The 23,469-nt window shown below is 68.4% G+C and carries 23 protein-coding genes, 1 tRNA gene and 2 pseudogenes; 20 read left to right on the plus strand and 6 right to left on the minus strand.

The window, feature by feature from the left end; translation table 11 throughout:
* The first annotated feature begins 201 nt into the window (after nt 1-201).
* Entirely contained in the window at nt 202-1,266 is a 1,065-nt protein-coding gene (locus tag ABD224_RS02610) for an endonuclease/exonuclease/phosphatase family protein (protein ID WP_344046226.1), read from the plus strand.
* A 364-nt stretch (nt 1,267-1,630) separates the two neighbouring features.
* Here ABD224_RS02610 and ABD224_RS02615 read toward each other — a convergent pair whose 3' ends face one another.
* Both ABD224_RS02615 and ABD224_RS02620 read right to left on the minus strand, forming a co-directional pair.
* Entirely contained in the window at nt 1,631-2,002 is a 372-nt protein-coding gene (locus ABD224_RS02615; protein WP_425580903.1) for a hypothetical protein, read from the minus strand.
* 201 nt (nt 2,003-2,203) lie between these two features.
* Nucleotides 2,204-2,617: pseudogene (locus ABD224_RS02620) on the minus strand (ATP-binding protein); the annotation flags it as partial.
* A gap of 89 nt (nt 2,618-2,706) precedes the next feature.
* Here ABD224_RS02620 and ABD224_RS02625 point away from each other — a divergent pair.
* From ABD224_RS02625 to ABD224_RS02635, 3 genes and pseudogenes are all read left to right on the plus strand, one after another.
* A complete protein-coding gene (locus ABD224_RS02625; protein ID WP_344046228.1) occupies nt 2,707-3,978 on the plus strand; it encodes a helix-turn-helix domain-containing protein in 1,272 nt (423 codons plus the stop codon).
* A pseudogene (locus ABD224_RS02630) lies at nt 3,975-4,528 on the plus strand (flavoprotein). Before ABD224_RS02625 ends, ABD224_RS02630 begins: the two are co-directional and overlap by 4 nt.
* A 534-nt stretch (nt 4,529-5,062) precedes the next feature.
* Complete coding sequence (locus ABD224_RS02635; RefSeq protein WP_344046230.1) at nt 5,063-6,793, plus strand: AIPR family protein; 1,731 nt, start codon at nt 5,063-5,065, stop codon at nt 6,791-6,793.
* A 374-nt stretch (nt 6,794-7,167) separates the two neighbouring features.
* Here ABD224_RS02635 and ABD224_RS02640 read toward each other — a convergent pair whose 3' ends face one another.
* The gene (locus ABD224_RS02640) at nt 7,168-8,262 is read right to left on the minus strand and encodes a DUF1152 domain-containing protein (RefSeq protein WP_344046232.1); all 1,095 of its coding nucleotides are present in this window, start codon (nt 8,260-8,262) and stop codon (nt 7,168-7,170) included.
* A gap of 83 nt (nt 8,263-8,345) precedes the next feature.
* Here ABD224_RS02640 and ABD224_RS02645 point away from each other — a divergent pair, with 83 nt between their 5' ends.
* The 13 genes from ABD224_RS02645 (at nt 8,346) to ABD224_RS02705 (ending at nt 16,889) form a co-directional block, all read left to right on the plus strand.
* Nucleotides 8,346-9,086 (plus strand): GntR family transcriptional regulator, encoded by a 741-nt coding sequence (locus tag ABD224_RS02645; protein ID WP_086793113.1) that lies wholly within the window; start codon nt 8,346-8,348, stop codon nt 9,084-9,086.
* Nucleotides 9,087-9,368: 282 nt separating this feature from the next.
* On the plus strand, nt 9,369-9,806 hold the full coding sequence (locus tag ABD224_RS02650) for an ATP-binding protein (protein ID WP_086793111.1): 438 nt from the start codon (nt 9,369-9,371) through the stop codon (nt 9,804-9,806).
* 89 nt (nt 9,807-9,895) lie between these two features.
* Nucleotides 9,896-10,624, plus strand: coding sequence for a GntR family transcriptional regulator (locus ABD224_RS02655; RefSeq protein WP_344046237.1), 729 nt, complete (start codon nt 9,896-9,898; stop codon nt 10,622-10,624).
* A gap of 127 nt (nt 10,625-10,751) precedes the next feature.
* The gene (locus tag ABD224_RS02660) at nt 10,752-11,102 is read left to right on the plus strand and encodes an SCO3933 family regulatory protein (RefSeq protein ID WP_086793107.1); all 351 of its coding nucleotides are present in this window, start codon (nt 10,752-10,754) and stop codon (nt 11,100-11,102) included.
* A 5-nt stretch (nt 11,103-11,107) separates the two neighbouring features.
* Entirely contained in the window at nt 11,108-12,481 is a 1,374-nt protein-coding gene (locus ABD224_RS02665) for an FtsK/SpoIIIE domain-containing protein (RefSeq protein WP_344046240.1), read from the plus strand.
* A gap of 84 nt (nt 12,482-12,565) precedes the next feature.
* Complete coding sequence (locus ABD224_RS02670; protein WP_344046242.1) at nt 12,566-13,195, plus strand: DUF2637 domain-containing protein; 630 nt, start codon at nt 12,566-12,568, stop codon at nt 13,193-13,195.
* 18 nt (nt 13,196-13,213) lie between these two features.
* Nucleotides 13,214-13,414 carry a hypothetical protein gene (locus tag ABD224_RS02675; protein ID WP_344046244.1) on the plus strand — a complete coding sequence of 67 codons (201 nt, stop codon included), beginning with the start codon at nt 13,214-13,216 and terminating at the stop codon, nt 13,412-13,414.
* The gene (locus ABD224_RS02680; RefSeq protein WP_344046246.1) at nt 13,414-13,605 is read left to right on the plus strand and encodes a mobile element transfer protein; all 192 of its coding nucleotides are present in this window, start codon (nt 13,414-13,416) and stop codon (nt 13,603-13,605) included. The genes ABD224_RS02675 and ABD224_RS02680 overlap by 1 nt, the downstream gene beginning before the upstream one ends.
* 10 nt (nt 13,606-13,615) lie before the next feature.
* Entirely contained in the window at nt 13,616-13,810 is a 195-nt protein-coding gene (locus ABD224_RS02685) for a hypothetical protein (RefSeq protein ID WP_086793097.1), read from the plus strand.
* A 14-nt stretch (nt 13,811-13,824) separates the two neighbouring features.
* Complete coding sequence (locus tag ABD224_RS02690) at nt 13,825-14,082, plus strand: SpdD protein (protein WP_344046250.1); 258 nt, start codon at nt 13,825-13,827, stop codon at nt 14,080-14,082.
* A 131-nt stretch (nt 14,083-14,213) separates the two neighbouring features.
* Entirely contained in the window at nt 14,214-15,518 is a 1,305-nt protein-coding gene (locus tag ABD224_RS02695; protein ID WP_344046252.1) for a replication initiator, read from the plus strand.
* Complete coding sequence (locus tag ABD224_RS02700; RefSeq protein WP_086793091.1) at nt 15,511-15,723, plus strand: excisionase family DNA-binding protein; 213 nt, start codon at nt 15,511-15,513, stop codon at nt 15,721-15,723. The genes ABD224_RS02695 and ABD224_RS02700 overlap by 8 nt, the downstream gene beginning before the upstream one ends.
* The gene (locus tag ABD224_RS02705) at nt 15,723-16,889 is read left to right on the plus strand and encodes a tyrosine-type recombinase/integrase (RefSeq protein WP_344046255.1); all 1,167 of its coding nucleotides are present in this window, start codon (nt 15,723-15,725) and stop codon (nt 16,887-16,889) included. The genes ABD224_RS02700 and ABD224_RS02705 overlap by 1 nt, the downstream gene beginning before the upstream one ends.
* A gap of 79 nt (nt 16,890-16,968) precedes the next feature.
* On the opposite strand, the gene ABD224_RS02710 is transcribed toward ABD224_RS02705, so the two are convergent.
* Nucleotides 16,969-17,042: transfer RNA gene (locus ABD224_RS02710), tRNA-Gly, on the minus strand.
* 512 nt (nt 17,043-17,554) lie between these two features.
* On the opposite strand from ABD224_RS02710, the gene dcd reads away from it, so the two are divergent.
* Complete coding sequence (gene dcd / locus ABD224_RS02715; protein WP_067398867.1) at nt 17,555-18,130, plus strand: dCTP deaminase; 576 nt, start codon at nt 17,555-17,557, stop codon at nt 18,128-18,130.
* Nucleotides 18,131-18,222: 92 nt separating this feature from the next.
* Here dcd and ABD224_RS02720 read toward each other — a convergent pair whose 3' ends face one another.
* Nucleotides 18,223-19,134, minus strand: coding sequence for a Yip1 family protein (locus ABD224_RS02720; protein ID WP_344046259.1), 912 nt, complete (start codon nt 19,132-19,134; stop codon nt 18,223-18,225).
* 225 nt (nt 19,135-19,359) lie between these two features.
* Between ABD224_RS02720 and ABD224_RS02725 the strand changes: the two genes are divergently transcribed.
* A complete protein-coding gene (locus ABD224_RS02725) occupies nt 19,360-19,692 on the plus strand; it encodes an antibiotic biosynthesis monooxygenase family protein (RefSeq protein ID WP_344046261.1) in 333 nt (110 codons plus the stop codon).
* Between the two features lie 163 nt (nt 19,693-19,855).
* On the opposite strand, the gene ABD224_RS02730 is transcribed toward ABD224_RS02725, so the two are convergent.
* Complete coding sequence (locus tag ABD224_RS02730) at nt 19,856-22,138, minus strand: (Fe-S)-binding protein (protein WP_344046263.1); 2,283 nt, start codon at nt 22,136-22,138, stop codon at nt 19,856-19,858.
* 250 nt (nt 22,139-22,388) lie between these two features.
* On the opposite strand from ABD224_RS02730, the gene ABD224_RS02735 reads away from it, so the two are divergent.
* Nucleotides 22,389-23,469, plus strand: a 1,081-nt coding sequence (locus tag ABD224_RS02735; RefSeq protein ID WP_344046265.1) for an MraY family glycosyltransferase, incomplete at its 3' end; no start/stop codon positions are given.

Here is a 23,469-nt window from a genome sequence, read left to right on the forward strand (position 1 = left end):
GTCCGGCACGGCCTCTGCTGGACGGCGCTGTTTGTGGGCAAGTCCGATGCGTGGGTCCTCGCAGCCGCCCGGACGGGTGATTTATCGCGTAAACGGGTGACCACGAGTTGCGGTCTTCACGCCTCTGGGGGATCGCGCTGATATCTGCGTGTTGATGCGTTTTTGCGCCAGTACGAGAAGGAGAGTGCATTGACACGCAGGATGACGGCATTCTTTGCCGTCGCCGGACTGCTGGCTGCGTTGCTCGGCCTGACCGCCCCCGCTCAGGCCGATTCCGCACGGCAGCTCAAGGTCACCACGTACAACATCTATCAGGGCGCCCCCCTCACGCCGCTGCTCACAGCACCCACTCTGCCGGAACTCATCAGACGAGCCGGCATCGCCTACGACCAGATGGTCGCCACCGACTTCCCGTCCCGTGCACGGGCCATTGCCAAGCTGTTCCGCCGGGAGAAGCCCGAGGTCGTCGGCCTGCAGGAAGTCGCCCTCTGGAAGAAGGGACCGCTGACCGGCTCCCTCACCACCACCTACGACTTCCTCGACATCCTGCTCCGGGAACTGCGCGCGGTCGGCCTCCATTACCGCGCCGCCGCGATCGACACGACCTTCAGCGCCACCCTGCCGATCAGCGCCACCGAAAGGGCGAGCTTCACCGACCGCGACGTGATCCTGACAAAGGACAGGCTCCCGGTCACCCATGCGCAGTCGCACCTCTACACGGCGAGGCTCGTCGTCACCACCCCGGCCGGCCTCACCTTCACCATCCCGCGCGGCTGGTCGGCGGTGGACGTCGGCCTCGGCCACAAGCCGAAAGCGGGCCCGAAGACCAACGACCAGTCGCACACGGTGCGGGTGGCCACTACGCATCTGGAGCCGACGGCGGCGTCCATCCGAAACGCCCAGGGCAACGAACTGCACACCGCACTGGCCCAGTCGCCGTACCCGGTCATTGCGGTCGGGGACTTCAACTCCCTGCCCACGGACGCCACGGGCCCGTACGGCACGTTCACCTCCGGCGGTTACGACGACGCCTGGCGGGCTGTGCACGGTCCCGGGGGCGGATTCACCGCCCGGCAGGACCCCGATCTGCGCAACCTGCCATCGAAGCTGGATCACCGCATCGACTACGTCTTCTACCAGCCCTCACGGTTGTCGGCGGTCGCCGCCGAAGTGATCGGGGACCGTCCGAACGAGCGGACACCCAATGGACTGTGGCCGTCCGATCACGCCGGTCTGGCGGTGACGCTGCGTCTCAGGCAGTGTTGACGCGGCCCTGCCCGACACGGTGGTCGGCGAAGCGGCTGGGGGTGGCGGCGCTGCTTCGACGCGAATGATCATGGCCCCGTAAGCTTCCGGCGCGTCGGGCAGTTTGCGGACCTGCCCGGTGAAGCACGACGTCGGGGCCATGATCTTCGAGGCTCGCGCCAAGGCGGCGCTGTAAAGCCGTGGAGCCGACCGCCCCAGCCGCGACGTACCCCTTCTCCGGGGAGATCGGCTGAGTGCTGTGCGCGGCACGGACGCCGGCCGGGCGGGAGCGGGGCGTAGGCAGGAGCGCAGGCCTGGCCGGGGGACCGGGCCTGCGCGCGACGCGCTTGCGCGGCGCCTTGAAAGAAGCAGAGAAAGCGGTGACTCAGCTGGCGACGTGATGCTTGAAAGCGTGTGCGCACGGCGGGAGTTCAGCGTTCTGGCGGTGGGCGAGTGGCAGGAAGAGCACTGGTCGGATCGCCCAGGTGATGCGGGTGTTGGCGTGTGTGAGCGTTACGGTGCAGGGTTCGCGTCGCAGTAGAGCACGACGTGTTTCAATGCGGTCCTCGTACAGCCACGCCCAGGCTTCGTCCAAGGCGTCGGCGTCGAGCATGGGTGAGATGGTCCGGAGTGCGACCGCGACCCACCGGTCGGCCTGAGCCGCTGAGCAGGCGTCGAAGGAGGCCAGGAGCACCGGCTCCTTCGTGCCGCCTCTGACAGCTTCGGTCCAGCACTCGCACCAGTAGCCTCGCCGGATCCTGCCGACCCCGGTGGGCGGTCGTTCGGTGCGTGTGGCGTGCACTTCAGAAGGCTGTGCGGGGTGAGGCGGGGCGAGTGACGCGGTCGGTTCCTCATCGGGGAGAGGAGCGGGGTTTTCCGTTCCTGGTGGGGTGGGCAGGGGAATCTCGGCCCAGCATCGCTTGCCCGTGGGAGTCGGCTCGGCACCGTGCCGGCCGGTGAGAGCGGCCACCCGGAGCAGACCACGCCCGCTCTCGCTGTCCTCGGTCGGGAGGCCGGGCAGGGGAAGCCGCGAGCCGGAGTCGCGGACTTCAATGCGCAGAACGGTCCCGGTGAGCCGGACAGCCGGCAGAATCCGGCCGGCACCGACATGCCGCACTGCATTCGTGAGCAGTTCACTGATCACCAGGGCTGCGGTGTGTACGACATCGTCGTCCAGTCCCGCATTCCAACGCCGTATCCCGTTCACGGCCTGGTGCCGCGCGGTGGTGACCGCGTGTGCCGTGGCCGGTACCGAGAAAGCAAGCCGGTGCGCTGCCATGGGTGACCTTCCTTGCGACAGTGGCGTCGGTGGTGCCGCTTCAAGGAACCAGTCGGTTGTTGTGGCCGTTTGGGCCATGCGCCGCTGACGCATGGGGTATGCAAGAGCTGCATCGAAGCGAAACCCGGCTGATTCACGCCCTGTTGAGCAGGCAGGATCGGCGATGGAAGGGGCCGTGGCGGATGACCGAGGCGTGCGGCGAAGCCCGGCGGATCGGTGAAGTGATGCGTCGGGCAAGGGTGTTGCAGAGGCGCTCGCAGAAGGAGGTCGCTGCCGCGCTCGGTTGTCACCAGTCCAAGGTGAGCCGCCTGGAGAGTGGTCGTGGCACGGAGGACATCCGTGTCCTACGGGCTGTTGCGCAGGAACTCGGCATTCCTCCCGGACAGTTGGGGCTCGCAGCCGTGCCTGACGTCTCCGCCGCCGATTTCGGAGCTGAGGACATGCGTCGTCGTACGTTCCTTGCCGCCGGCGTCGTGGCTTTCGTGTCTCCTGCCGACTCGGTCGTCGCCCGTGACGAACTCGTGCAGGCCCTCTTGCCCGGGCTGGACCCGGCAGGCACCGCCGCTCCGCTTGACACGACCGTTCTGCGCAAGAGGGTCGGCGAGGCCCGCAGGCTCTTCCACACCTGTGACTACACGGCACTGGAGCGCATGCTCCCCGGCCTGATCGCCGACCTGCGGAAGGCCGCACAGGACGCGAGAGCCATGGACGCGTTCTCGCCGCTCCTGGCCACGGCGTACCAGACCGCGACCAGTCTGCTGCTCAAGCAGCGCGACCAGGGGACTGCCTGGCTCGCCGTCGGCCGTGCGATGGCCGAGGCCGAACGCTCCGGTGACCCGCTGATCCTCGCCTCGAGCGTCCGCGTACAGGCTCATGTCCTCGCCCGTGAGAGGCACACCGCGCAGGCCGTCGCACTTGTGCGCCGCACCGCCGACCAGCTCACCGGTTCCTACGACCGCCGCTCCCCTGAATACCTCGCGGCTGTCGGACTGCTGCTCCTGCGCGGTGCGACCGCGGCCGGCGGTGGAGGTGACCGCGCCGCCACGGAGGAATTCCTCTCCAAGGAGAGGGAGGTGGCACGGTACGTCTCCCTCGACCGGCCCGACGCCTGGGCCACCTTCGGCCCCACCAACGTGGCCCTTCACGAAGTCAGCGCACGGGTGGCCCTGGGCGACGTCGGCCTCGCTCTTCGAGCGGCCCACCCGCTCATGCGCCGCCGCATCCCCGTTCCGGAGCGCCGGGCCGCGCTGTGGCTGGAGGTGGCCCGGGCCTACAGCCGGCAGGGGCACCTTGCCGAGGGCTACCGGGCCCTGTGTGTCGCCGAGACGTGCGCCGCACAGGATGTCCGCCGTCCCGCCGTCCGCGATCTGGTCGCGGAGATGGCGGCTCGCGACCGCCGCCGTACTCTGCCCGGACTGCATCAGCTCAGCCGACGACTCGGAGTGTTTGCGTGACCGATCCGACAGCCGTGGGGAAGAGACCCTTCTTGTACGTCGTCGTCTGCGCGTGCGGCATCGCCGCCGATGCCGGCAAGCTGATCACGGCCGCGCGGCAACGGGGCTGGGACGTCGGTGTCGTCGCCACCCCGCAGGGAGCGGCCTTCCTTGACGTCGAGGCCGTCCAGAAGCAGACCGGCCACCCGGTCCGCTCCGCCTGGCGCACACTCGGTGAGGCACGTCCTCTGCCGCCCGCCGATGCCATCGCGGTCGCCCCGGCCACCTTCAACACGATCAACAAGTGGGCCGCCGGGATCTCCGACACCCTTGCCCTGGGCATCCTGTGCGAGGGTACGGCATGGGCGTCCCCATCGCCGTTCTGCCCTACCTGAACGCCGCCCAGGCGGCCCACCCGGCCTATGCGCGGAGTCTGGACAGGCTGCGTGAGATGAACGTCATGATCGGCACCTACGTGCCGCACAGGCCGAAGGCCGGTGATGGGGCGGACCGTTTCCGGGGGGAGGAGGCCCTGGACCTTCTGGAGCCGCGGCTCGGCCGGCGGCCGTGAGGTACGGCCCACCGAGGGAAGCCCCCAAGTGAAGTGGTGCGTATCTGGCGTGCTTCTGGCACGGATCTGGCACGCGGTGGCTGATCATCGCGCACAAACAACAAGGCCCAGGTCTCTGACCTGGGCCTTCTTCAAAGAGCGGGTGACGAGAATCGAACTCGCGCTCTCAGCTTGGGAAGCTGCGATCATTCGCGGTCAGTGCGGACGCTGACCTGGGCAAATGGTTGGGCTGCGGCTTCATTGGCAGCGCTCGCGTTACCTTGATTCCCCGCTGTCCCCCGCTCGTTCTGGTGCGCATGTGGTGCGGTGACCGGTGTTGGCCCATCACACATCGACCGCGGGTACGAAGCCAACGCGGCTGGTGGTCGGCCCGGACCCTGAGTGGAGGGGCGGGTGCCTGTGCCAACCACCTCCGGCTCTGTCAGTCGACGAGTTAGCGCAACTCGGGGATGCTCCGGCAGACCTGATCTACCCTTTGATCGTTGAGGTCGCGCTACGTCGCCTAGTGCATACAGTTAGTGAGGAGACTGCATCATGCCAGCTCACCAAACCAACGCCCGCACTCTACTCATGCGAATCTTTGACAGCTGGCATCAAGAGAACGTTCCGCAGTCCTCAGCGGATACGGCGTTCGAGATTTTCGCCTCTGAACTTGCCTTGCGCCCGTATGGGCTCGGGTTGGAGAATATTCAGGATGGAATTGTAGGGTCCGGGCAGGACGGCGGAATTGATTCGGTCTTCACCTTCTGGGACGATAATCTCCTGGATGAAGACTCCGACCTATTCTCTGAGCATCGCAAGCCAAGTGATTTCTCGCAGGAGCGACTCCTTGAACTGTGGGTGATTCAAGCTAAGCGCAGTGCATCGTTCGAAGAAGCTGCTCTGGATAAACTGGAAAACACTCTTCGGCGTATCCTGGACCTGAGTCAAGATCTCGATGGGCTTCGGGGGCTCTACAATGAGAGCCTGCTGTCCCGTGTGAATCTATTCCGGCGTGCTTGGGAAAAACTCCTTGTGCGCAGGCCTAAAATTTCCGTTAATGTCGTCTATGCTACGCCGGGGGATGTTCAGGGAGTAGCTCCGCAGGTCCTGGTGAAGCAGGGAATGTTGCGTAAGGCTTTGCTCGATCTGTTTCCTCCCGGCGCGGCTGTCGCGTGTGATTTGCTCGGAGACCGTGAACTTCTCGCGCGCTTCAATGAGAAGCCATCTTATTCCCTGCCGATGAAGTTCCAGGAGAACGCGACTAGTGGAAACTCTCACGTAGCCCTGGTGCGGCTGTCCGACTACTTCGATCTAATTACAGATGAGCACGGTAAGTTGCGTCGCTATCTGTTCGACTGGAACGTGCGGGATTATCAAGGGCCAGTCACAGTAAATCAGGAGATTCGACGAACTCTTGAGAACCCAGAAAGTCCCGAATTTTGGTGGCTGAACAACGGGGTCACGATTATCTGCAGTGATGCGACGACGGGGGGTAAGACGTACACGCTGACGGACATCCAAATCGTCAACGGCCTACAGACAAGCCATACCATCTATGAAGTCTTGCGGGCCGATAGGAATGCCCCTGTCGGAGAACGTATGCTTTTGGTTCGCATTATCTCGACCACTGACCGAAAGACTCGTGATCAGGTGATCAGGGCCACTAACCGGCAGACTCCAGTCAATGATGCCTCGCTACGGGCAACCGATGAAATCCAGCGAAATATCGAAGACTATTTCCTGGTCAACGGCTGGTATTACGACCGTCGTAAGAATTACTACAAGAATGAGGGTAAGGATCCGGCAAAGATCATCGGTATCCCTCTGCTTGGGCAAGCCTTGACCGCTATGGGGTTGTGCCGACCTGACAAGGCGCGCGGAAAGCCGTCGTCTCTGCTCAAGAATGATGACGATTACTTGCAAGTATTCAATCCGAAGGTTGATCTCAGCGTTTTTCTCTGGGCTGCTCAAACTCAGCGAAAGGTGGATGTTTTCCTTCACTCGGAACTTGCGAGTGCCACGCAAGGTGAGCGAAATAACCTGAAGTTCCACCTGTCGATGTTGGTGGCGGTCAAGCTCGCTGGCGGCCGGATTCATGATCCTCAGCAATTGAAGCGTGTGGTGGAGGTCAATGCGCAGCTTGATTCCGATTTTCTTGAGGAGCGCCTTAGTGTTTTGAAAGAGCTAACCGCGGCCTATCTGAAGAATGGTAACACCACACTCGAAAAGGCGGCAAAGAGTCAACAGTTCACGAATTACATCCTGGGTCGTCTTGGCGTCTGAACCGAAGAGAACCAGTGGAGGATTGTCAGGTCGGCGGAGCGATTTTGGGCGGGAGCTGCTTTGGCGCGAGTGATCATGGCCCCGTAAGCTGCTGGCGCGTCGGGCAGGTGGTGGACCTGCCCGGTAAAGCCCGACGTTGGGGCCATGATCTGCGAGGCTCGCGCCAAAGTGGCTGCCTAAAATCGCGGAGCCGACCGCCCCAGCCATGACGCACCCTCTTCTCCGGCGGCAAGCGGCGGCTTGCCTCAGCGTGCGGCACGGGCGCCGGCCGGGCTGGAGCGGGGCGGAGACAGGAGCGCAGGCCCGGCCGGGGGCCGGGCCGCGCGCGGCGAGCGGCAGCGAGCCGCACTTGAACCCGTAAAGAAGGTTGTAACTCAGTCGTTGGACGGGATGCGCCACAAGGGCGCTGCGTACTGCTCTGGGCGATGGCTGATGAGCAGTCGGCGCAGGGCTTCTCTGTGGGAGCCGTTGAGGTTCAGGGCCTCGGTGAGGTGGCGGAACGTGGTGTGGGTGACGCCGCGGGCTCGGGCTTCGCTGTGGAACTGGTCGAGCCGGGACAGTACGTCGTTGGGGTCCAGCTTCGTCGGCGGCTGTTCGGTGAGCCAGGTCGCCTTGTTGCGTTCGTAGTCGATTTCCGAGAAGCCGCAGATCTCGCGGCTGTGTGCCTCGGCCTCGTCCAGGGTGGCGGTGGTCATGACGGCGCGGGCCAGGCTGTTGCGGCTGAGCGCGTCGTCCAGGTCGACTTCGTGGACCGTGGGGCCTTCGTCGGTGAGGGGGACGGGAAGGCCGGCGTCGCGTACCTCGCAGGTGCCGCGGGCTCCTCGGGCTGTTGCGGCGAGCATGGCTGTGGCCTCCGAGGGGTGCCATTGCAGGATGCCGCCGATCGCATCCACATCCTCGGCTGTGAAGGTGTGGACGAGGGGGCCGAACAGGGGACGCAGGTCGTCGGGGGAGAGTTCGCCGTCCAGGCCGGGGCCTGCGATCAGGAGGCGGATCGGTGCGTTGACCTGGCAGCAGGCGGCGAGGGTGAGGGCGTCGGCGAGTGGGCTTTTGAGGGTGGGTTCGTCGCCCCGGGCGAGGATGTCGCCGCCGACGTCGAGCAGGTCGATCGATGCCGGGGCCAAGTGGGTCACCAGCTCTTCGAGCTGACGGGTGATGCCCTCGGCGCCGTGGTGGGGGTCGAGCAGGGCCAGGGTGTGGGGCAGCTCTGCTGCGAGACGGGGGAGGGTGGAGCCTCCTGGAGGGATCGGCCGGGCCGTGGCCGGTACCGACCGGACGGACCGAGTGAGCTGCTCGAGTCCCGTGAAGCCGTCGGCTCCCCGTGGCCCCGGGCGCGGGTCGATCAGGAGGCGGTCCCAGGCGTACGTGAAGATCACCGCCTGGTCCTCGTCGCCGTAGAGGGCGGCGTGAAGCATTGCGGCGGCGACTGCGTCGCCCCCTCCTCCTGCTGCGACGATCAACCGCGTCATGCGGTCAGACTACGGGTTCAGGGGTTGGCCACTCACCCTATAGTGGCTAGAGGCCATAGCCACTTGGACAGAAAGGAGGGGGGATGCCTCAGATCGAAGAGGCTCTGCCGAAGTACCTCCAGATCGCCCATTACATCCGCGACCAGATCCTTCGGGGTGACCTGCGGCCAGGGGACGAGGTCCCCTCGGAACGGCAGCTCGCCGCGGACTGGAACGTGTCCCGGCCCACGGCCGCACGGGCACTGCAAGCGCTGAGCCATCAGGGCCTGGTCGAGAAGCGCCAAGGGTCGGGCACCTACGTGCGCAGCCTCGAAGTGAACCGGCGCGCACGGGAGTTGTACGGGCGTGCCCGGCAGACCGGGAAGATCTATACGCCCGGAGAGTACGCGGTGATCACTTCGGCCGGGTGGACGGAGGCCCCGGACTACGTCGCCGAGGCCCTGGGCCTGGTGAAGGACCGTCGAGCCGTGCACCGCCGGCGTGTGACCAACAATCAGGACGGTCCGATCACGCTGTCCACCTCGTGGTTCGCTCCGGACGTCGGCCGGCGTGCGCCCAGGCTCATGGATCCCGAGCGGATCACGGAAGGGACGCTCATGTACGTCGAGAAGATGACGGGGCGTCAAGGCAGCTACGCCGAAGACCGCATGTGCGCTCGGGCCGCCACGGACGAGGAGGCGGCCGACCTGCGGTTGGAGCCGGGTTCCCCGGTCCTCGTCGTCCATCACGTCGTCTTCGACTTGCAGGACCGGCCCCTGGAGTTCGCCGAAGCCACCTACCCGCCTCACCGCTGGGCGTTCGAACAGGGGTACCCCCTCACCTGATTGACGACTCGCCGGTTCCGGTGAATCGCTTGCGCCTCCAAAGTGGCTAATGCCACTATCCAGAAAGTGGCTAATGCCACTTGAAGGAGAAGGGGGCACGACGTGACGAGTCGGCGGCCGGAGCGGGATGCGCGCTTAGCGTGCCGGGGGTGTCGGGGGCGTGGGTGGAAGCGCGTCGGCTCCCGGACGGAGCTGGCGCTCTCCACGGCCAATGACCGCAGCCGTGCCACGTCGAAGCGGCGCTGCCTCGACTGCGACGGCAGCGGCAAGGAGTGAGCACGCATGGCCTACACGATCGACCGCTATCCCTGCGAGGGCTCACCGCGGCTCGGAGCGATGACCTTGCATCCTGAGCCCGAGTCCGTGTCCCGCGCCCGGCGCTGGTTCCGGAAGTTCATCGCTCCGTACAACCCGGCCTGCTCGATCGACGACTGCACGCTGATGATCTCGGAGCTGGTGACCAACGCCATCCGCTACGGGAGGTCGGACGAGCCCTGGCTGGTGCGGGTCGAGTGGTATCGCGAGGGAACCTCGCTCCGTGTCGAGGTGCACAACCCGGGTTTCCCGGCGAACGTGCGCCTGCGGCACCCCGACGCCGACGACGCGCACGGGCGGGGGCTGCTCCTGGTCGACTCCATCGCCGACTCCTGGCACTCCGGGCCCAGCCGCTTCGGCGGGACGGTCGTCTCCTTCGTGGTGGCCGATGCCTGGCCGGCGTGATGGGATAGCCCTCTGCTTCTCCTGCCGGTGTGCAAGTGTCGCTAGTCTGGTTGACCAGTTGACTTGGCCAATCTCGACGGGCGGCGTTCATGGCATATGAAGTGGAGCCACCGAAGTACGTGCGCCTTGCGCAGACGCTTCAGCGTCGCATTGAGGACGGCACGTATGCGCCCGGCACCCGCGTGCCCAGCGAGAACCAGCTGGTGCAGACCTTCGGGATGTCCCGCCCGACCGTCGTCCGAGCGCTGGAGCTGCTGAAGCGGGACGGCTGGCTCGAGTCCCGGCAGGGCTACGGCACGATCGTCCGAGCCCGCCCGGAGGTCGTCGAGCGGAAGGACCGGCGGGGGCGTGAGGCGCTGGAGCGTGACGAGGCGCGGAGCGCGGGCCGTCTGGTCGACGTCGGACGCGTGCCCGTCCCGGCTCGGGTGGCCTCGGCGCTCGGCCTGCCGAAGAGCGCTGAGGTCCTCATGCGCCGCTTCCTGGTCGAAGAGGACGGCGAAGCCGTCGAGCTGGTCTCGTCGTACTTCCCCGCCGGCATGGTCGAAGGCACCGAGCTGGAGGCCGACGCGCCTCTGAGCGGGAGCACCCGCGAACACCTCGAAGCACGGAAGAAGGTCCGCTTCGACCATGTGACCGAGCGGGTTTCGGCTCGGCTGCCCGAAGCACGTGAGGCGGAGCTGCTGGAGCTGCCGGACGGTGTTCCCGTGCTGAGCGTCCTGGTCGTCGCGCGTGACGCCTCCGGTCGCGCCTTGCAGGTCTCCGACGTGCTTCTTCCGGCCGACCGGCAGGAACTCGAGGACACCTACCGTCTGAACTGACACCGCCCTTCGGGCGAGACTCCGGCGAAAGCGGCTTGACAAGTCAACCTGTCATCCCTAGCGTCAAACTTGCTAAGTCAACTTGTCAGGTTGGCAAGTTGGTCGACTCTCAGAAGGAGCAATCCCTGTGCGTGTGATCCGCGTTGATGCCTCGACCGCCACGATCCTGCTCACCGAGGCTCCGGCGCCGAAGGTGCGCGACCGGCAGACCGGTGAGATCGCCAAGGACGCGGTGACCGGTGAGGCACTGATGACCGTCGGCGTCGTCTACATCGACGAGGGCGAGTCGTCGCTGATCCAGGTCACCGTCCCGGAGAGCGGCGTGGCCGAGGGCCTGACGGTCGGTGCCCCGGTCTCGCTGCCGGGGCTGGTGGCACGGCCGTGGCAGAGCGTCTTCAACGGCCGGGAGCGGCACGGCATCGCCTATCGGGCGACCGCCGTCACCCCGGGTGCCTTCCCGCTGGCCGAAGCGGGCTGATCGCTGTGACGGACCTGGTGACGTGGGCCGAGCTGGGCGGCCTGCTCGCTGCGGCAGGCGGCGCCGTCTACGCCCGACACGCCCACCCGGCGGCGTACTGGTCCATGGTCGGGCTGCCGCTCACGGTGGTCCGGCTGCTGGCCTCGTACTCCTCGACCATGGACGCCTGCGGTCTGACCGTCGAGCCGTCCCGGTGGCGGGCGCTGGCCGTACGGGCGACCACCCGTCGTGAGATCCGGCCGGTGCCTCCTCGGCGGGGCGTCATCCGGCCCACCACGACCGGCCTGCGCATGCGGCTGCGGCTGGCTCCGGGACAGGAGCCGGCGGATCTGGCGGCCTCCACCGAACGCCTCCGGCACGCCTGGGGTGTCCACGCCGTCCATGTGCGGGACATCAAGCCGGGCGTCGTCGAACTGCGGCTCGTCGGCTTCGACGTGCTGCGGAAGGTGCGGATGCCCCGTCGACTGGACGGCGGTCCCCTTCGGATCCCGGTGGCGTTACGGGAGGACGTGACCGCGTTCGTACGGGACTACCGGGCCGTACCGCATGAGCTGGTGCTCGGCGCCACGCTCTCGGGCAAGTCCATGTACCTGCGGAACCTGCTGACCGGGCTCGCCGCCCAGCCGGTGGCCCTGGTCGGCATCGACTGCAAACGCGGGGTCGAGCTGGCGCCCTTCGCCCCTCGGCTCTCCGCCCTGGCGACCGAACCGGACCAGGCGGCCGAGCTGCTTCCCGTGCTCGTGAAGGAAATGGAGGACCGATACGACCTGATCAAGGCCCGGCAGGGCATCGCGCCCGACACCCCGGAACAGCTGATCACCTCGGACATCTGGGGGCTGCCGGAGGACGAATGCCCGGCCCCGATCGTGCTGTTCATCGACGAAGTGGCCGAACTCTTCCTCGTCGCCACACGGAAGGAGGAAGAGCGGCGGGACGAGATGGTCACCCAGCTCATCCGGCTCGCCCAACTCGGCCGGGCCGCCGGTATCCATCTCGAAGTGTGCGGGCAGCGCTTCGGCGCCGAACTGGGCAAGGGCGCGACCATGCTCCGCGCTCAGCTCACCGGCCGTGTCTGCCACCGTGTGAACGACGAAGCCTCGGCCAAGATGGCGCTCGGCGACATCGCCCCTGAGGCCGTCCTCGCGGCCTGCGCCATCGCCCCCGAGCTGCCCGGTCTGGCCGTCGTCGGCGACACCTCCGGCGGCTGGTCCCGCATCCGCACTCCCTACCTCTCCCTTGCCGATGCCGCGGCCACCTGCCGCGCGACGGCGGATCTCACCCCCGACGTACCGGCGCTCGATCCCTTCCGGCCGTACGTCCCGCCGATGCCGGTGGAAGCGTCCGGGCCCCTGGCCACGACGCAGCCGGCCACCGAGTAGACGCACTCCCTCCCCACGGCCGGCACGGCCGTTCCGTGCCACGTCCCTACCCCCTCCATGCCTGGAACCGGAAGGAGTCGTGCCGTGCGTGTCCTGTCCGCCCGCCTCGACGCCGTACTCGTCCAAGCGCTGATCGCCGCCGCGCTGTCCTTCGCCCACCTGCACGACCTGGCTGCCGCTGCCGGGCAGGACGGCTGGAAGGCATGGGCCTACCCGGTCTCCGTCGACCTGCTGCTGGTGGCGGCCTGGCGTCGGCTGCGCTCCGGTGAGGCGAAAGCGGCCGGGTGGTGCTGGTTCCTCGTCGCCCTGACCGCCTCGCTCGGCGCCAACGTCGCCACGGCCGGGCTGCTCGACCTGAACGCCGTACCGAACTGGCTGCGCATCCTCGTCGCCGGATGGCCCGCGGTCGCCTTCCTGGGCGGGACACTGCTCGCCCACGGAGCAACCGCGCATGCCTCGACGGGAAAGCGCGAGTCGGCCCCGGAACCCGAGGCGCCCCAAGCCCCTGCCTCTGCCCCTGAGTTGCCCGCTGCGGAGCCGGAACCGGTTCCGCCCTCCACGCCCCCGGTTCCGCCGGCGCTTCTCACACTCGCGCGCAAGGTCGCCGACGAACACCGCGCCCGGACCGGAACGCCCATCGACACCTCGACCCTTCGCGCCCGGCTCGGCGTCCCGCTGCCGCTGGCCGAAGCCATCGCCACCCACCTCACCTGACCCGGAGGACTTTCCACCGTGCGCCAGTCCACGCTCCGCGCGCTGAACCGCGCCGCCAAGCTGACCCGACAGAACCGCTTCGCCGAAGCACTGCTCATCGCCGAGCCCGTGATCCTCACCGCTGACAAGTACGAGGGCGCGGAGATCCGGCGGTGGCTGCTCGACCGCGTCGCCGACTTCACCGGCGAGAACCACAAGAACTCGAAGGAGCTGCCCTGATGCCCGCCAACCCGCGTTTCCGCCGCGTCGTCCGCATCGGCTCCGTTCAGGTCGCCACCTACTACGACGGCCGGGGCCACGAGAAGCACACCGCCGCCTGCACGGCCCCGCGCTGCGGCTTCTCCGCCGACTACGACAGCCGGGCCGCCGCCGAGCTGGCCGCCCGCACCCACCGCTGTGCCGTCCGCTGAAGGAGTCCCCGTGACCGTCTCGCTGCCGCTCGTCTTCGTCCTGGGCGTCATCGCCTGGGCCGCGATCAGGTTCCTCGGCGTCCGCCTCTGGGTCGCCGTCGTCATCGCGCTGTTCGGCTTCTGGCTCTCGCACACCTTCCTCGCCCCCGCCATCGAGTCCGGCACCCGCTCCGGGATCGACGTCGTCAACGGCACCCACGAGTGACAAGGAGGACCACCGTGCTCCGCCCCAAACTGCCCGACACCCCGACCCTGCCGACGACAACCGTCACCCCTCAGCACACGCAGGCCCCGGCCTCCTCGGCCGGCCGCCCGGTCGCCCCGCGCGTGGGCGTCGGCGTCGGCGTGGTCGCCGCCGTGGTCGTCGTCGGAGTCGTGTTCACCGCGCTCCTGGCGGCCGTCGCCGTCTCGGCCGTGTCCGTGGCCGTCGTCGCCGTGGTCCTGCGCTCCCTCCTCAGCAGCGCGCACCAGCGCTGACCGGCCGCCGGGGCGGCAAACGCCGCCAAGCATCCCGCCGCCCCGGGGTCGATGCCTCCCAACCGTCGCAACAGCTGAAAGGAACTCCCATCATCACCCAGCAGACCCCGCCCCCGCTGGCGGAACTCTCCATGCTGGCCTCCCTCGGCACCCTGCCCGAGCTGGCCCGCCAACTCTCCACCCTGGGCGGCTGCACCCGCCCCGTCCGCCTCGACGGCCATCGCACCGAGTACGCGGTCGACACCATGACCGGCGAGATCGGCCGCGTCCTGCACCACCTCGACTCGGCCGACCTGCCCGCCGGTCAGCTCCTCGTCCGCTGCAACAACCGCCGCGCCACCCGGTGCGCGGCCTGCGCCGAGACCTACCGCCGCGACACCTTCCACCTGATCACCGCCGGACTGCGCGGCGGCAAGGGCCTGCCCGAACAGGTCGCCACGCACCCGCGCGTCTTCGCCACCTTCACCGCCCCCGGCTTCGGCCCGGTCCACAACCGTCCCTCCGACGGCCGTAACTGCCGTTGCGGCGTCCGGCACGAGGAAGGCGACGCCGTCCTGGGAACGCCCCTCGACCCGGAGTCCTACGACTACGAAGCGGCCGTGCTGTGGAACGCGCACGCCGGGATCCTGTGGCGGCGGTTCTCGATCTATCTGCGCCGCGAGGTCGCCAAGCGGGCGGGGCTGACGCAGCGGACGTTCCGGCACCACGCCCGGATCTCCTTCGCCAAGGTGACCGAGTACCAAAAGCGCGGTGCCGTCCACTTCCACGCCGTCATCCGCCTCGACGGCCCCGAGGGCGGCGACACTCCGCCTCCTGCCTGGGCCACCGCCGAGCTGCTGACCGACGCCATCCGCACCGCTGCGGCCAAGGCCCGGGTGAGCGGGCCGGTCGTCGACGGCCGCGCCCACACCTTCACCTTCGGCCGACAGCTCGACGTGCGCACCATCCGCTCCGCCGACTTCACGGGCGGCCAGGAGCTGACCGAACGGGCTGTCGCCGCCTACATCGCCAAGTACGCCACCAAGGGCGCCGAGACAGCCACGGGCGCCCTGGACCGGCCGCTGAAGTTCGCCGCCGAACTGGCCCAGTTCGACATCAGCGACCACGCCCGCCGGCTCATCCGCACCGCCTGGACCCTCGGCGCCCGCAAGGACCTCCAACACCTCCGCCTGCGGGCCTGGGCCCACATGCTCGGCTTCCGCGGCCACTTCTCCACCAAATCCCGCTGCTACTCCACCACCCTTGGCGCCCTCCGCGACGCCCGCGCCGAGTGGCGCCGGGCCCAGGCGGCCCCGCCTGTCCCGCAGGACGGCGAAACCACGCTCGTTCTCGCGCACTGGGTCTTCGCCGGTACCGGCCTGTCCGACGCCGAAGCCTGGCTTGCCGCGTCTCTCGAACCCGCTCCCGGAACGGAAGGAGAGCCCACCCATGGCTGACCGCTGCCTGACCGTGGCGCAGGTGGCCGAACTCCTCGGCACCACGGAGCGCTTCCCGCGTCGCCTGGTCGAGGAGCGGCGCATCCGGTACGTCAAGGTCGGCCGCCACGTCCGTATCCCGGAGAGCGCGGTCGAGGAGTTCATCGAATCGCACACTGTCGAGCCGATCAGGCTTCACCGTGCCGGAGTGCGGAGGGTTGCTTGATGGCCAATAAGAGGGGCAGGCGTCGGCGCTTCGGTGCGGTGAGGCAGTACCGGTCCGGTCGCTGGACGGCTTCGTATCTCGGTCCTAGCGGTGAACGCATCCGCTCGGGCGAGACCTTCGCGACCAAGAAGGAGGCCGAGATCTGGCTGTCCCAGGTCGAGGCGGACCTCAGCCGCGGGGACTGGCGTGCTCCCGACGCTGGGGCGGTCAACTTCCGTGTCTACGCCGAGAAGTGGGTCGAGGAACGGGAGTTGGCCGTGCGGACCGAGGACCTGTACCGGCACCTGCTTCGCCTGCACATCTTTCCGACGTTCGGCGGGCTCGACCTTGACGAGATCACCTCGCCGCGTGTCCGTGAGTGGCGCGCCGAACGGCTGCGCACCACCGGAGCCAAGACCACCGTTGCCAAGGCGTACCGCCTCCTCAAGTCCATCCTTGAGACGGCCGTCGATGACGAGCTGATCCAGCGCAACCCGTGCCGGATCAAGGGCGCCGGCAAGGAGTCCGCGGCCGAGCGGCGCATTGCCACCGTCGCCCAGGTCGACGCGCTCGCCGACGCGATCGGCATTCGCTGGCGGCTCATGGTCTACCTCGGCGCGTACGGCCCGATGCGGCCTGAGGAGCTGGCGGGCCTGCGCCGCCGGGATGTGGATGTCGACAATCTCGTGATCCGCGTGCGCGTCGCCGAGCCCGAGCGCACCAACGGCAAACGGGCCCCCGGGCCGACCAAGTCCGACGCGAGTGCTCGTGTCGTCGTCCTTCCGGCCTTCCTGCGCAAGGAGGTGCAGCGGCATCTCGACTGGTTCGCGGAGAAGGGACCCGACGGCCTGGTCTTCGTCGGGGAGAAGGGCGCGGCCTTCCGGCGCACCACCTTCGGACGGAAGTGGCGACGAGCTCGCGCGGTCGCCGGCCTCCCGGACGGATTCCGCTTCTACGATCTTCGTCATACCGGGCACACTCTGCTGACCCGCTCAGGTGCCACGCTCCGGGACACCATGGTGCGGGCCGGGCAGTCCTCCGAGAAGGCCGCGCTGATCTACCAGCACAGCGACGAGGAGCGGCAATGGGAGGTCGCCGCCGGGCTGGACGACCTCGTGCGGGCCGAACGTGCGAAGCACCACACCGGCGACCGCGTGCACCACAAGGAGGGGCCTTCCGAGAGCTAGTGGTGCGGTTGTGGTGCGCCTGCCGCCCACTGGTCTGGACAACAAAGAACCCCCGGGTCTCTGACCTGGGGGTTTCGCTTGGAGCGGGTGACGAGAATCGAACTCGCGCTCTCAGCTTGGGAAGCTGATGTTCTACCATTAAACTACACCCGCACAAGACGCCGACCGGAGTCGGTGTCCGGTGTTCGCATACTTTACCTCATCTCTGGCCCCTGGCGCTCAAGCTCAGGGGCCAGATCTGTGTTTCTGGGGTGTGGGGACCCGGAGTTGGGGCGTACGGTGGTAGTGGGGGAGGGGAAGCCCGTGGGGCGGGAGCTTCACGTGGTGGGCGTCTGCTTGATCCCTTATTGTGGCTTTTGTCGTCAGGCGGCAAGAAGCCGGACGCGCTTCTGGTGAAGGGACTCAAGGGACTTGATGGAGCGCACCGTCGTCCGTTGTGCCGAAGGGCACGTGTTCAGCACCGCTTCGTTTCCGATGCAGCAGGCCGAGCGGCTCGGCCCCTGCAGGCTCGTGAGGTGTCCACGGTGTGCCCGGCTCCGCAGTGCGGTGCTGGTGACCCCGGGAAAGCGGTAGAGGACCGCGGAAAGCGGTAGGACACCGCGGTAGTCGGCGCGCGGAGTCGTCCCGATTGCGGGGGCTCCGCGCGCCTTGCGTATCCTCAGGACGTGCTTCTCTCAGACAAGGACATCCGGGCCGAGATCGATGCCGGACGGGTACGGATCGAACCCTACGACGAGTCCATGGTGCAGCCGTCGAGCGTCGACGTACGGCTGGACCGCTACTTCCGGGTGTTCGAGAACCACCGCTATCCCCACATCGACCCCTCCGTCGAGCAGCCGGACCTCACCCGGCTCGTCGAGCCGGAGGGCGACGAGCCCTTCATCCTGCACCCCGGGGAGTTCGTCCTCGCGTCCACGTACGAGGTGATCACGCTCCCCGTCGACCTCGCCTCCCGGCTCGAGGGCAAGAGCTCGCTGGGACGGCTGGGGCTTGTCACCCACTCCACCGCCGGGTTCATCGACCCCGGCTTCTCCGGGCACGTGACCCTGGAGCTGTCCAACCTCGCCACCCTGCCGATCAAGCTGTGGCCCGGTATGAAGATCGGGCAGCTGTGTCTGTTCCGGCTCTCCTCGCCCGCCGAGGCCCCGTACGGCAGCGAGCGCTACGGCTCCCGTTACCAGGGACAGCGCGGGCCCACCGCCTCCCGGTCCTACATCAACTTCCACCGGACACGGGTGTGAGAGAGCTGTCCTGAGAGAGACGCCGAAGGGGCCCGGCCGACCGGCCGGGCCCCTTTCTCGTGTCCGTGTCGCCGTCCGGCGGACAAGGGCCCTCAGAAGGTGCCCAGTTTCACGATCGACAGCAGGGCGATCAGCTGGATCGCCGAGGCGCCCAGGGCCCTGGGCCAGGCCAGGTCGTGGGAGCGGCTGACCATGAGGGTCAGCAGGGCGCCGGCCGCGACCCAGGTGGCCCAGCCGAGCACCTGGACGAAGCCCGCGTCGCCGCCGAAGAACACGGCGAAGAACAGACGCGGTGCGTCCGTGATGGACATGATCAGCATGGACAGGCCGACCGTGGGCTGCCAGGCGCCGTTGCCGCCGAGCTGACGGGCCAGGGTGTGGGTGACCACGCCCAGGACGAAGGCGCTGATCACCATGGCCACCGCGCTGACCAGGACGATCGGTATCGCGTTGGACAGCGTGGCGTTGATGGCGTCCTCACGGGCCTCGTCGAAGCCGAAGACCGCGAGCAGGCCGTAGAGGAACGTCACGATGAGGGCGGGGCCCCACATCGTGTAGTCACGCATCCGGAGGAAGGTCTGGTTGGGCGAGAGGACGATGCCCCGCAGCAGCTCCTTCCAGGTCAGCGGGGGGCCTGTCGGACCGGCCGGGGCCGGGTCCGCGTGGTAGGCCCCGCCCTGGCCGTACGGGTCCTCGTCCAGGGAGAACGCCTGGGTGTGGCCAGGGTTGTTGGCCGTGTACGGGTCGTGGGCCCCGTGCGAGTGGCCGTCGTCGCCGAAGTACTCCGGCCCCTCCCGGCCGCCGCCGTGGCCGCCATGGACGCCCGGCCACTGGACCCTGCCGGGCTCGTACGGCGGTCGCTGCCGAGGCGGGTACGGCCGCGGCGTCGGCGGAGAGCCGTACGGCGGCGTCTGGGGTGCCTGCTGTCCGTACGGAACTTGTTGGGGTCGCGCGTGCGGTGCGCGGTCGTCGCGGCCGCCGCGCCCGATCCTGAATCCAGCCACGTCATCGAACGTACCTGGTCCTGACAAGTCCCGGGTCCGGCTGGGGGGATGGACGGTGCTTTGCGGCCGAGCTGTGACATCCCCTAAGGGGCGGGGTGGGGGATGTGCCGGGGAGGAGTGAGAAGCGGGGGAGGAGTGAGAAGAGGGGGAGGAGTGAGAAGAGGGGAAAGGGGGGAAGCGGAGGCGTCGAGTGGCGGGGCGGCCGTCACCGGGCAGGATGGGACCATGAGCGTAGTCAAGATCAATGTGCTGACCGTGCCCCCGGAGCAGCGCGAGACGCTGGAGAAGAGGTTCGCCTCCCGGGCCCACGCCGTCGAGAGTTCCGACGGGTTCGAGTGGTTCGAACTGCTGCGCCCCGTCGAGGGCACCGACACCTACCTCGTCTACACGCGCTGGCGTGACGAGGAGTCGTTCCGGGCCTGGATGGAGGGGCCGATGAAGGCCGCGCACCACGGCACGGCCGAAGGCGAGGGCGGGGAGCGGCCCCGGCCCGCGGCCACGGACGCCACCCTGTGGTCCTTCGAGGTGGTGCAGCAGGCCGGGCCCAAGGGCGCCTGAGCGGGGCCACGAGCACCTGCGGGCCCAAGAAGCGCCTGGGCGTCGTCCGGGGACACCGTACGAGGACTTGTTGTACGAGGACGCCCCCAGTGTCCGTACGTGCGGTACGGACACCGGGGGCGTCGGGCGTTCGGAGGCCGGGCGGCCCGGTCGTCGTCTGCGTCTACTTCACCGGCTCGGGTTCCGGCTCGCTCTCGCTCTTCTCCTCGCCCGCCGGGTCGGCCGGGGTCTTGACGGAGTCGAGCAGCAGCTGGGCGACGTCCACGACCTGGACGGACTCCTTGGCCTTGCCGTCGTTCTTCTTGCCGTTGACGGAGTCGGTGAGCATGACGAGGCAGAACGGGCAGGCGGTGGAGACGATGTCGGGGTCGAGGGAGAGGGCCTCGTCGACGCGCTCCTCGTTGATGCGCTTGCCGATCCGCTCCTCCATCCACATCCGCGCGCCGCCGGCGCCGCAGCAGAAGCCGCGCTCCTTGTGGCGGTGCATCTCCTCGTTCCTGAGGCCGGGCACCTTGCCGATGATCTCCCGCGGCGGGGTGTAGATCCGGTTGTGGCGGCCCAGGTAGCACGGGTCGTGGTAGGTGATGATGCCCTCGACCGGCGTGACCGGGACGAGCTTGCCCTCGTCGACGAGGTGCTGGAGCAGCTGGGTGTGGTGGATGACCTCGTAGTCGCCGCCGAGCTGCGGGTACTCGTTGGCGAGGGTGTTGAGGCAGTGCGGGCAGGTGGCGACGATCTTCTTCGCCGACTTCGGCTTGCGCGACTCTTCGGTGACGTTGCCCTCGTCGTCCGTCTCCTCGCCGAAGGCGGCGTTCAGCGTCGCGACGTTCTCCATGCCGAGCTCCTGGAACAGGGGCTCGTTGCCCAGCCGGCGGGCGGAGTCGCCGGTGCACTTCTCGTCGCCGCCCAGGATCGCGAACTTCACGCCCGCGATGTGCAGCAGCTCGGCGAAGGCCTTGGTGGTCTTCTTGGCACGGTCCTCCAGGGCGCCCGCGCAGCCGACCCAGTACAGGTACTCGACCTCGGAGAGGTCCTCGATGTCCTTGCCGACGATCGGGACCTCGAAGTCGACCTCCTTGGTCCACTGCAGGCGCTGCTTCTTGGCCAGGCCCCAGGGGTTGCCCTTCTTCTCCAGGTTCTTCAGCATCGTGCCCGCCTCGGAGGGGAAGCTGGACTCGATCATCACCTGGTAGCGGCGCATGTCGACGATGTGGTCGATGTGCTCGATGTCGACCGGGCACTGCTCGACGCAGGCACCGCAGGTGGTGCAGGACCACAGCACGTCCGGGTCGATGACGCCGCCCTCTTCCACGGTGCCGATCAGCGGGCGCTCGGCCTCGGCCAGCGCACTGGCGGGCACGTCCTTGAGCTGCTCGGGGGAGGCCTTCTCCTCGCCCTCCATGGTCTTGCCGCCGCCGGCCAGCAGGTAGGGGGCCTTGGCGTGGGCGTGGTCCCGCAGGGACATGATCAGCAGCTTCGGCGACAGCGGCTTGCCGGTGTTCCAGGCGGGGCACTGCGACTGGCAGCGGCCGCACTCGGTGCAGGTGGAGAAGTCCAGCAGGCCCTTCCAGGAGAAGTGCTCGACCTGGGAGACGCCGAAGATGTCGTCCTCGCCGGGGTCGCTGAAGTCGATCGGCTTGCCGCCGGAGGTCATCGGCTGCAGGGCGCCCAGGGCGGTCTCACCGGTGGCGTTGCGCTTGAACCAGATGTTGGGGAAGGCCAGGAAGCGGTGCCAGGCCACGCCCATGTGGGTGTTCAGCGAGACCACGATCATCCAGATGAACGAGGTGCCGATCTTGATCATCGCCACCAGGTAGACCAGGTTCTGCAGCGTGGCCGTGCTCAGACCGTCGAAGGCGAGGACCAGCGGGTAGGAGGCGAAGTACGAGGCCTGGTAGCCGTCCACGTGGTGCAGGGCGCCCTCCAGGCCGCGCAGCACGTAGATCGCCAGGCCGATGGTGAGGATGACGTACTCGACGAAGTACGCCTGCCAGGCGGTGGAGCCCGCGAAGCGGGACTTGCGGCCGGCCCTCGAGGGCAGGCTCAGCAGGCGGATCACCATCAGCACGGCGATGCCGAGCACCGTCATGGCGCCGATGAACTCGATGTACATCTCGAACGGCAGGAAGCCGCCGAGCACCGGCAGGGTCCAGTCGGCCCGGAACAGCTGGCCGTAGGCCTGCGCCAGGGTGGGCGGCAGCGTCAGGAACCCGATCGCCACGAACCAGTGGGCGACGCCCACGATGCCCCACCGGTTCATCCGGGTGTGACCGAGGAACTCCTTCACCAGGGTCACGCTGCGCTGGTAGGGGTTGTCGGTCCGGGAGCCGGCGGGGACTGGCTGGCCCAGCCGGAAGTACCGGACGAACTGGCCGATGGCACGGGCGAGCAGCGCGACGCCGACCACGGTCAGCACCAGCGACACGATGATCGCGACGAGTTGCATGGGGGCTCCTGGGGCGGCCTCGAAATTACTAAGCGGTAACTTATGCAGTTCGTCTGAGACTACCCCCATCTTCCGTCGCAATGCAGCCGATCGCGGGGTGATCTGGGTCGCTGAGGGTTGCCTGAGCGTCCGGCGGGGCCGGTCCGGCGAGGCCCGACGACGGCCCGGCCGGGGGTCGTATGGGGATCCTCTCCTGTTCCGATCGTGTTATTCGCACCCAATCGACCCATATGCCTCTAATTTAAGAACCGTGCTCTATGGGATCGCCACCGCCGTCATCGCCCTTCTTCTCGCCGCCGTGCTCTCGGCGCTGCTCCGTGGGCCCGCGCTGCGGCTGGGCCTGGTCGACCGGCGGCGGGTGCGGCCGGTGCCGCTGCTGGGCGGCGTGGCCGTGGTGCTCAGCACCTGTCTGGTCGCCGCCGTCGGCGGCTGGACGGGAGCCGCGCCGCTGGGCGACGGGGTGGCCCGGCTGCTCGCCGCGTCCGCCGGGGTCGCCGCCCTGGGACTGGCCGCGGACCTGTGGCGGCTGAGGACGCCGTTCCTGGTCGTCGGCACGGCCGTCGCGGCGGCCTTCGTGGTGCCGTACGACGAGACCGGGCTGCCGGCCGGGATCGCGGCCGTGGTCTGGATCGCCTGTGCGGCCACCGCCTTCCGGGGGCTCGACCACGCGGACGGCCTCGCGGGCACGGTCGGAGTGCTCACCGCCTTCGGGGCGGGCGCGTGCGCGGCGGCCGAGGTGATGGACGACCTCGTGGTGCTGCTGAGCGTGCTGGCCGCCGCCCTCACCGGCTTCCTGATGCACAACTGGCACCCCGCGCGGATCGCGTTCGGGGCCAGCGGTTCGCTGTTCACCGGCTTCCTGCTCGCCTCCTCGGCCGTGTTCATCCGTTCCGGGCACGACCCGCTGCCCAGCCTGGCCGTGCTGTTCGCGCTCACCGCCACCGCGAGCGCCGACGCCGTGCTGGTCGTCCTCTCGCGCAGGCTGGCCGGGCGTCCCGTGCTGCGCCGTGGCCCCGACCACCTCGCGCACCGGCTGCGCCGTCTCGGGCCGACCCCGCCGGGCGTGGCCGTCCTGCTCGGCGCCGGCACCTTCGCCGCGGTGCTCGTCGGGGTGCTGGTGCACTCGGGCTGGGCCGCACCGGGGAACGTGCTGTGGGTGGCGGGAGCGAGCCTGGCGGTCGTTCTGGGGCTGCTGCGCGTCCCGGCGTACGGCCCGCGGCGGCGGACCGGGGCGTACGGCAACCGCGCGCACACCGATCCGCGGGGACCCCGCGCACCCGTCCGGGTGCCCGGCACCCGGAGGCGGTCCGAGGGCCGCGGCGCCCGCCGCC

This window comes from Streptomyces thermoalcalitolerans, from assembly GCF_039525155.1.
GTDB lineage: Bacteria > Actinomycetota > Actinomycetes > Streptomycetales > Streptomycetaceae > Streptomyces > Streptomyces thermovulgaris.

Coding starts and splice junctions, on each gene's coding strand:
- ABD224_RS02610 (WP_344046226.1), top strand. CDS start 202: ATGACGGCATTCTTTGCCGTCGCCGGACTGCTGGCTGCGTTGCTCGGC.
- ABD224_RS02625 (WP_344046228.1), top strand. CDS start 2,707: ATGACCGAGGCGTGCGGCGAAGCCCGGCGGATCGGTGAAGTGATGCGT.
- ABD224_RS02635 (WP_344046230.1), top strand. CDS start 5,063: ATGCCAGCTCACCAAACCAACGCCCGCACTCTACTCATGCGAATCTTT.
- ABD224_RS02640 (WP_344046232.1), bottom strand. CDS start 8,262: ATGACGCGGTTGATCGTCGCAGCAGGAGGAGGGGGCGACGCAGTCGCC.
- ABD224_RS02645 (WP_086793113.1), top strand. CDS start 8,346: ATGCCTCAGATCGAAGAGGCTCTGCCGAAGTACCTCCAGATCGCCCAT.
- ABD224_RS02650 (WP_086793111.1), top strand. CDS start 9,369: ATGGCCTACACGATCGACCGCTATCCCTGCGAGGGCTCACCGCGGCTC.
- ABD224_RS02655 (WP_344046237.1), top strand. CDS start 9,896: ATGGCATATGAAGTGGAGCCACCGAAGTACGTGCGCCTTGCGCAGACG.
- ABD224_RS02680 (WP_344046246.1), top strand. CDS start 13,414: ATGCCCGCCAACCCGCGTTTCCGCCGCGTCGTCCGCATCGGCTCCGTT.
- ABD224_RS02695 (WP_344046252.1), top strand. CDS start 14,214: ATGCTGGCCTCCCTCGGCACCCTGCCCGAGCTGGCCCGCCAACTCTCC.
- ABD224_RS02700 (WP_086793091.1), top strand. CDS start 15,511: ATGGCTGACCGCTGCCTGACCGTGGCGCAGGTGGCCGAACTCCTCGGC.
- ABD224_RS02705 (WP_344046255.1), top strand. CDS start 15,723: ATGGCCAATAAGAGGGGCAGGCGTCGGCGCTTCGGTGCGGTGAGGCAG.
- ABD224_RS02725 (WP_344046261.1), top strand. CDS start 19,360: ATGAGCGTAGTCAAGATCAATGTGCTGACCGTGCCCCCGGAGCAGCGC.
- ABD224_RS02730 (WP_344046263.1), bottom strand. CDS start 22,138: ATGCAACTCGTCGCGATCATCGTGTCGCTGGTGCTGACCGTGGTCGGC.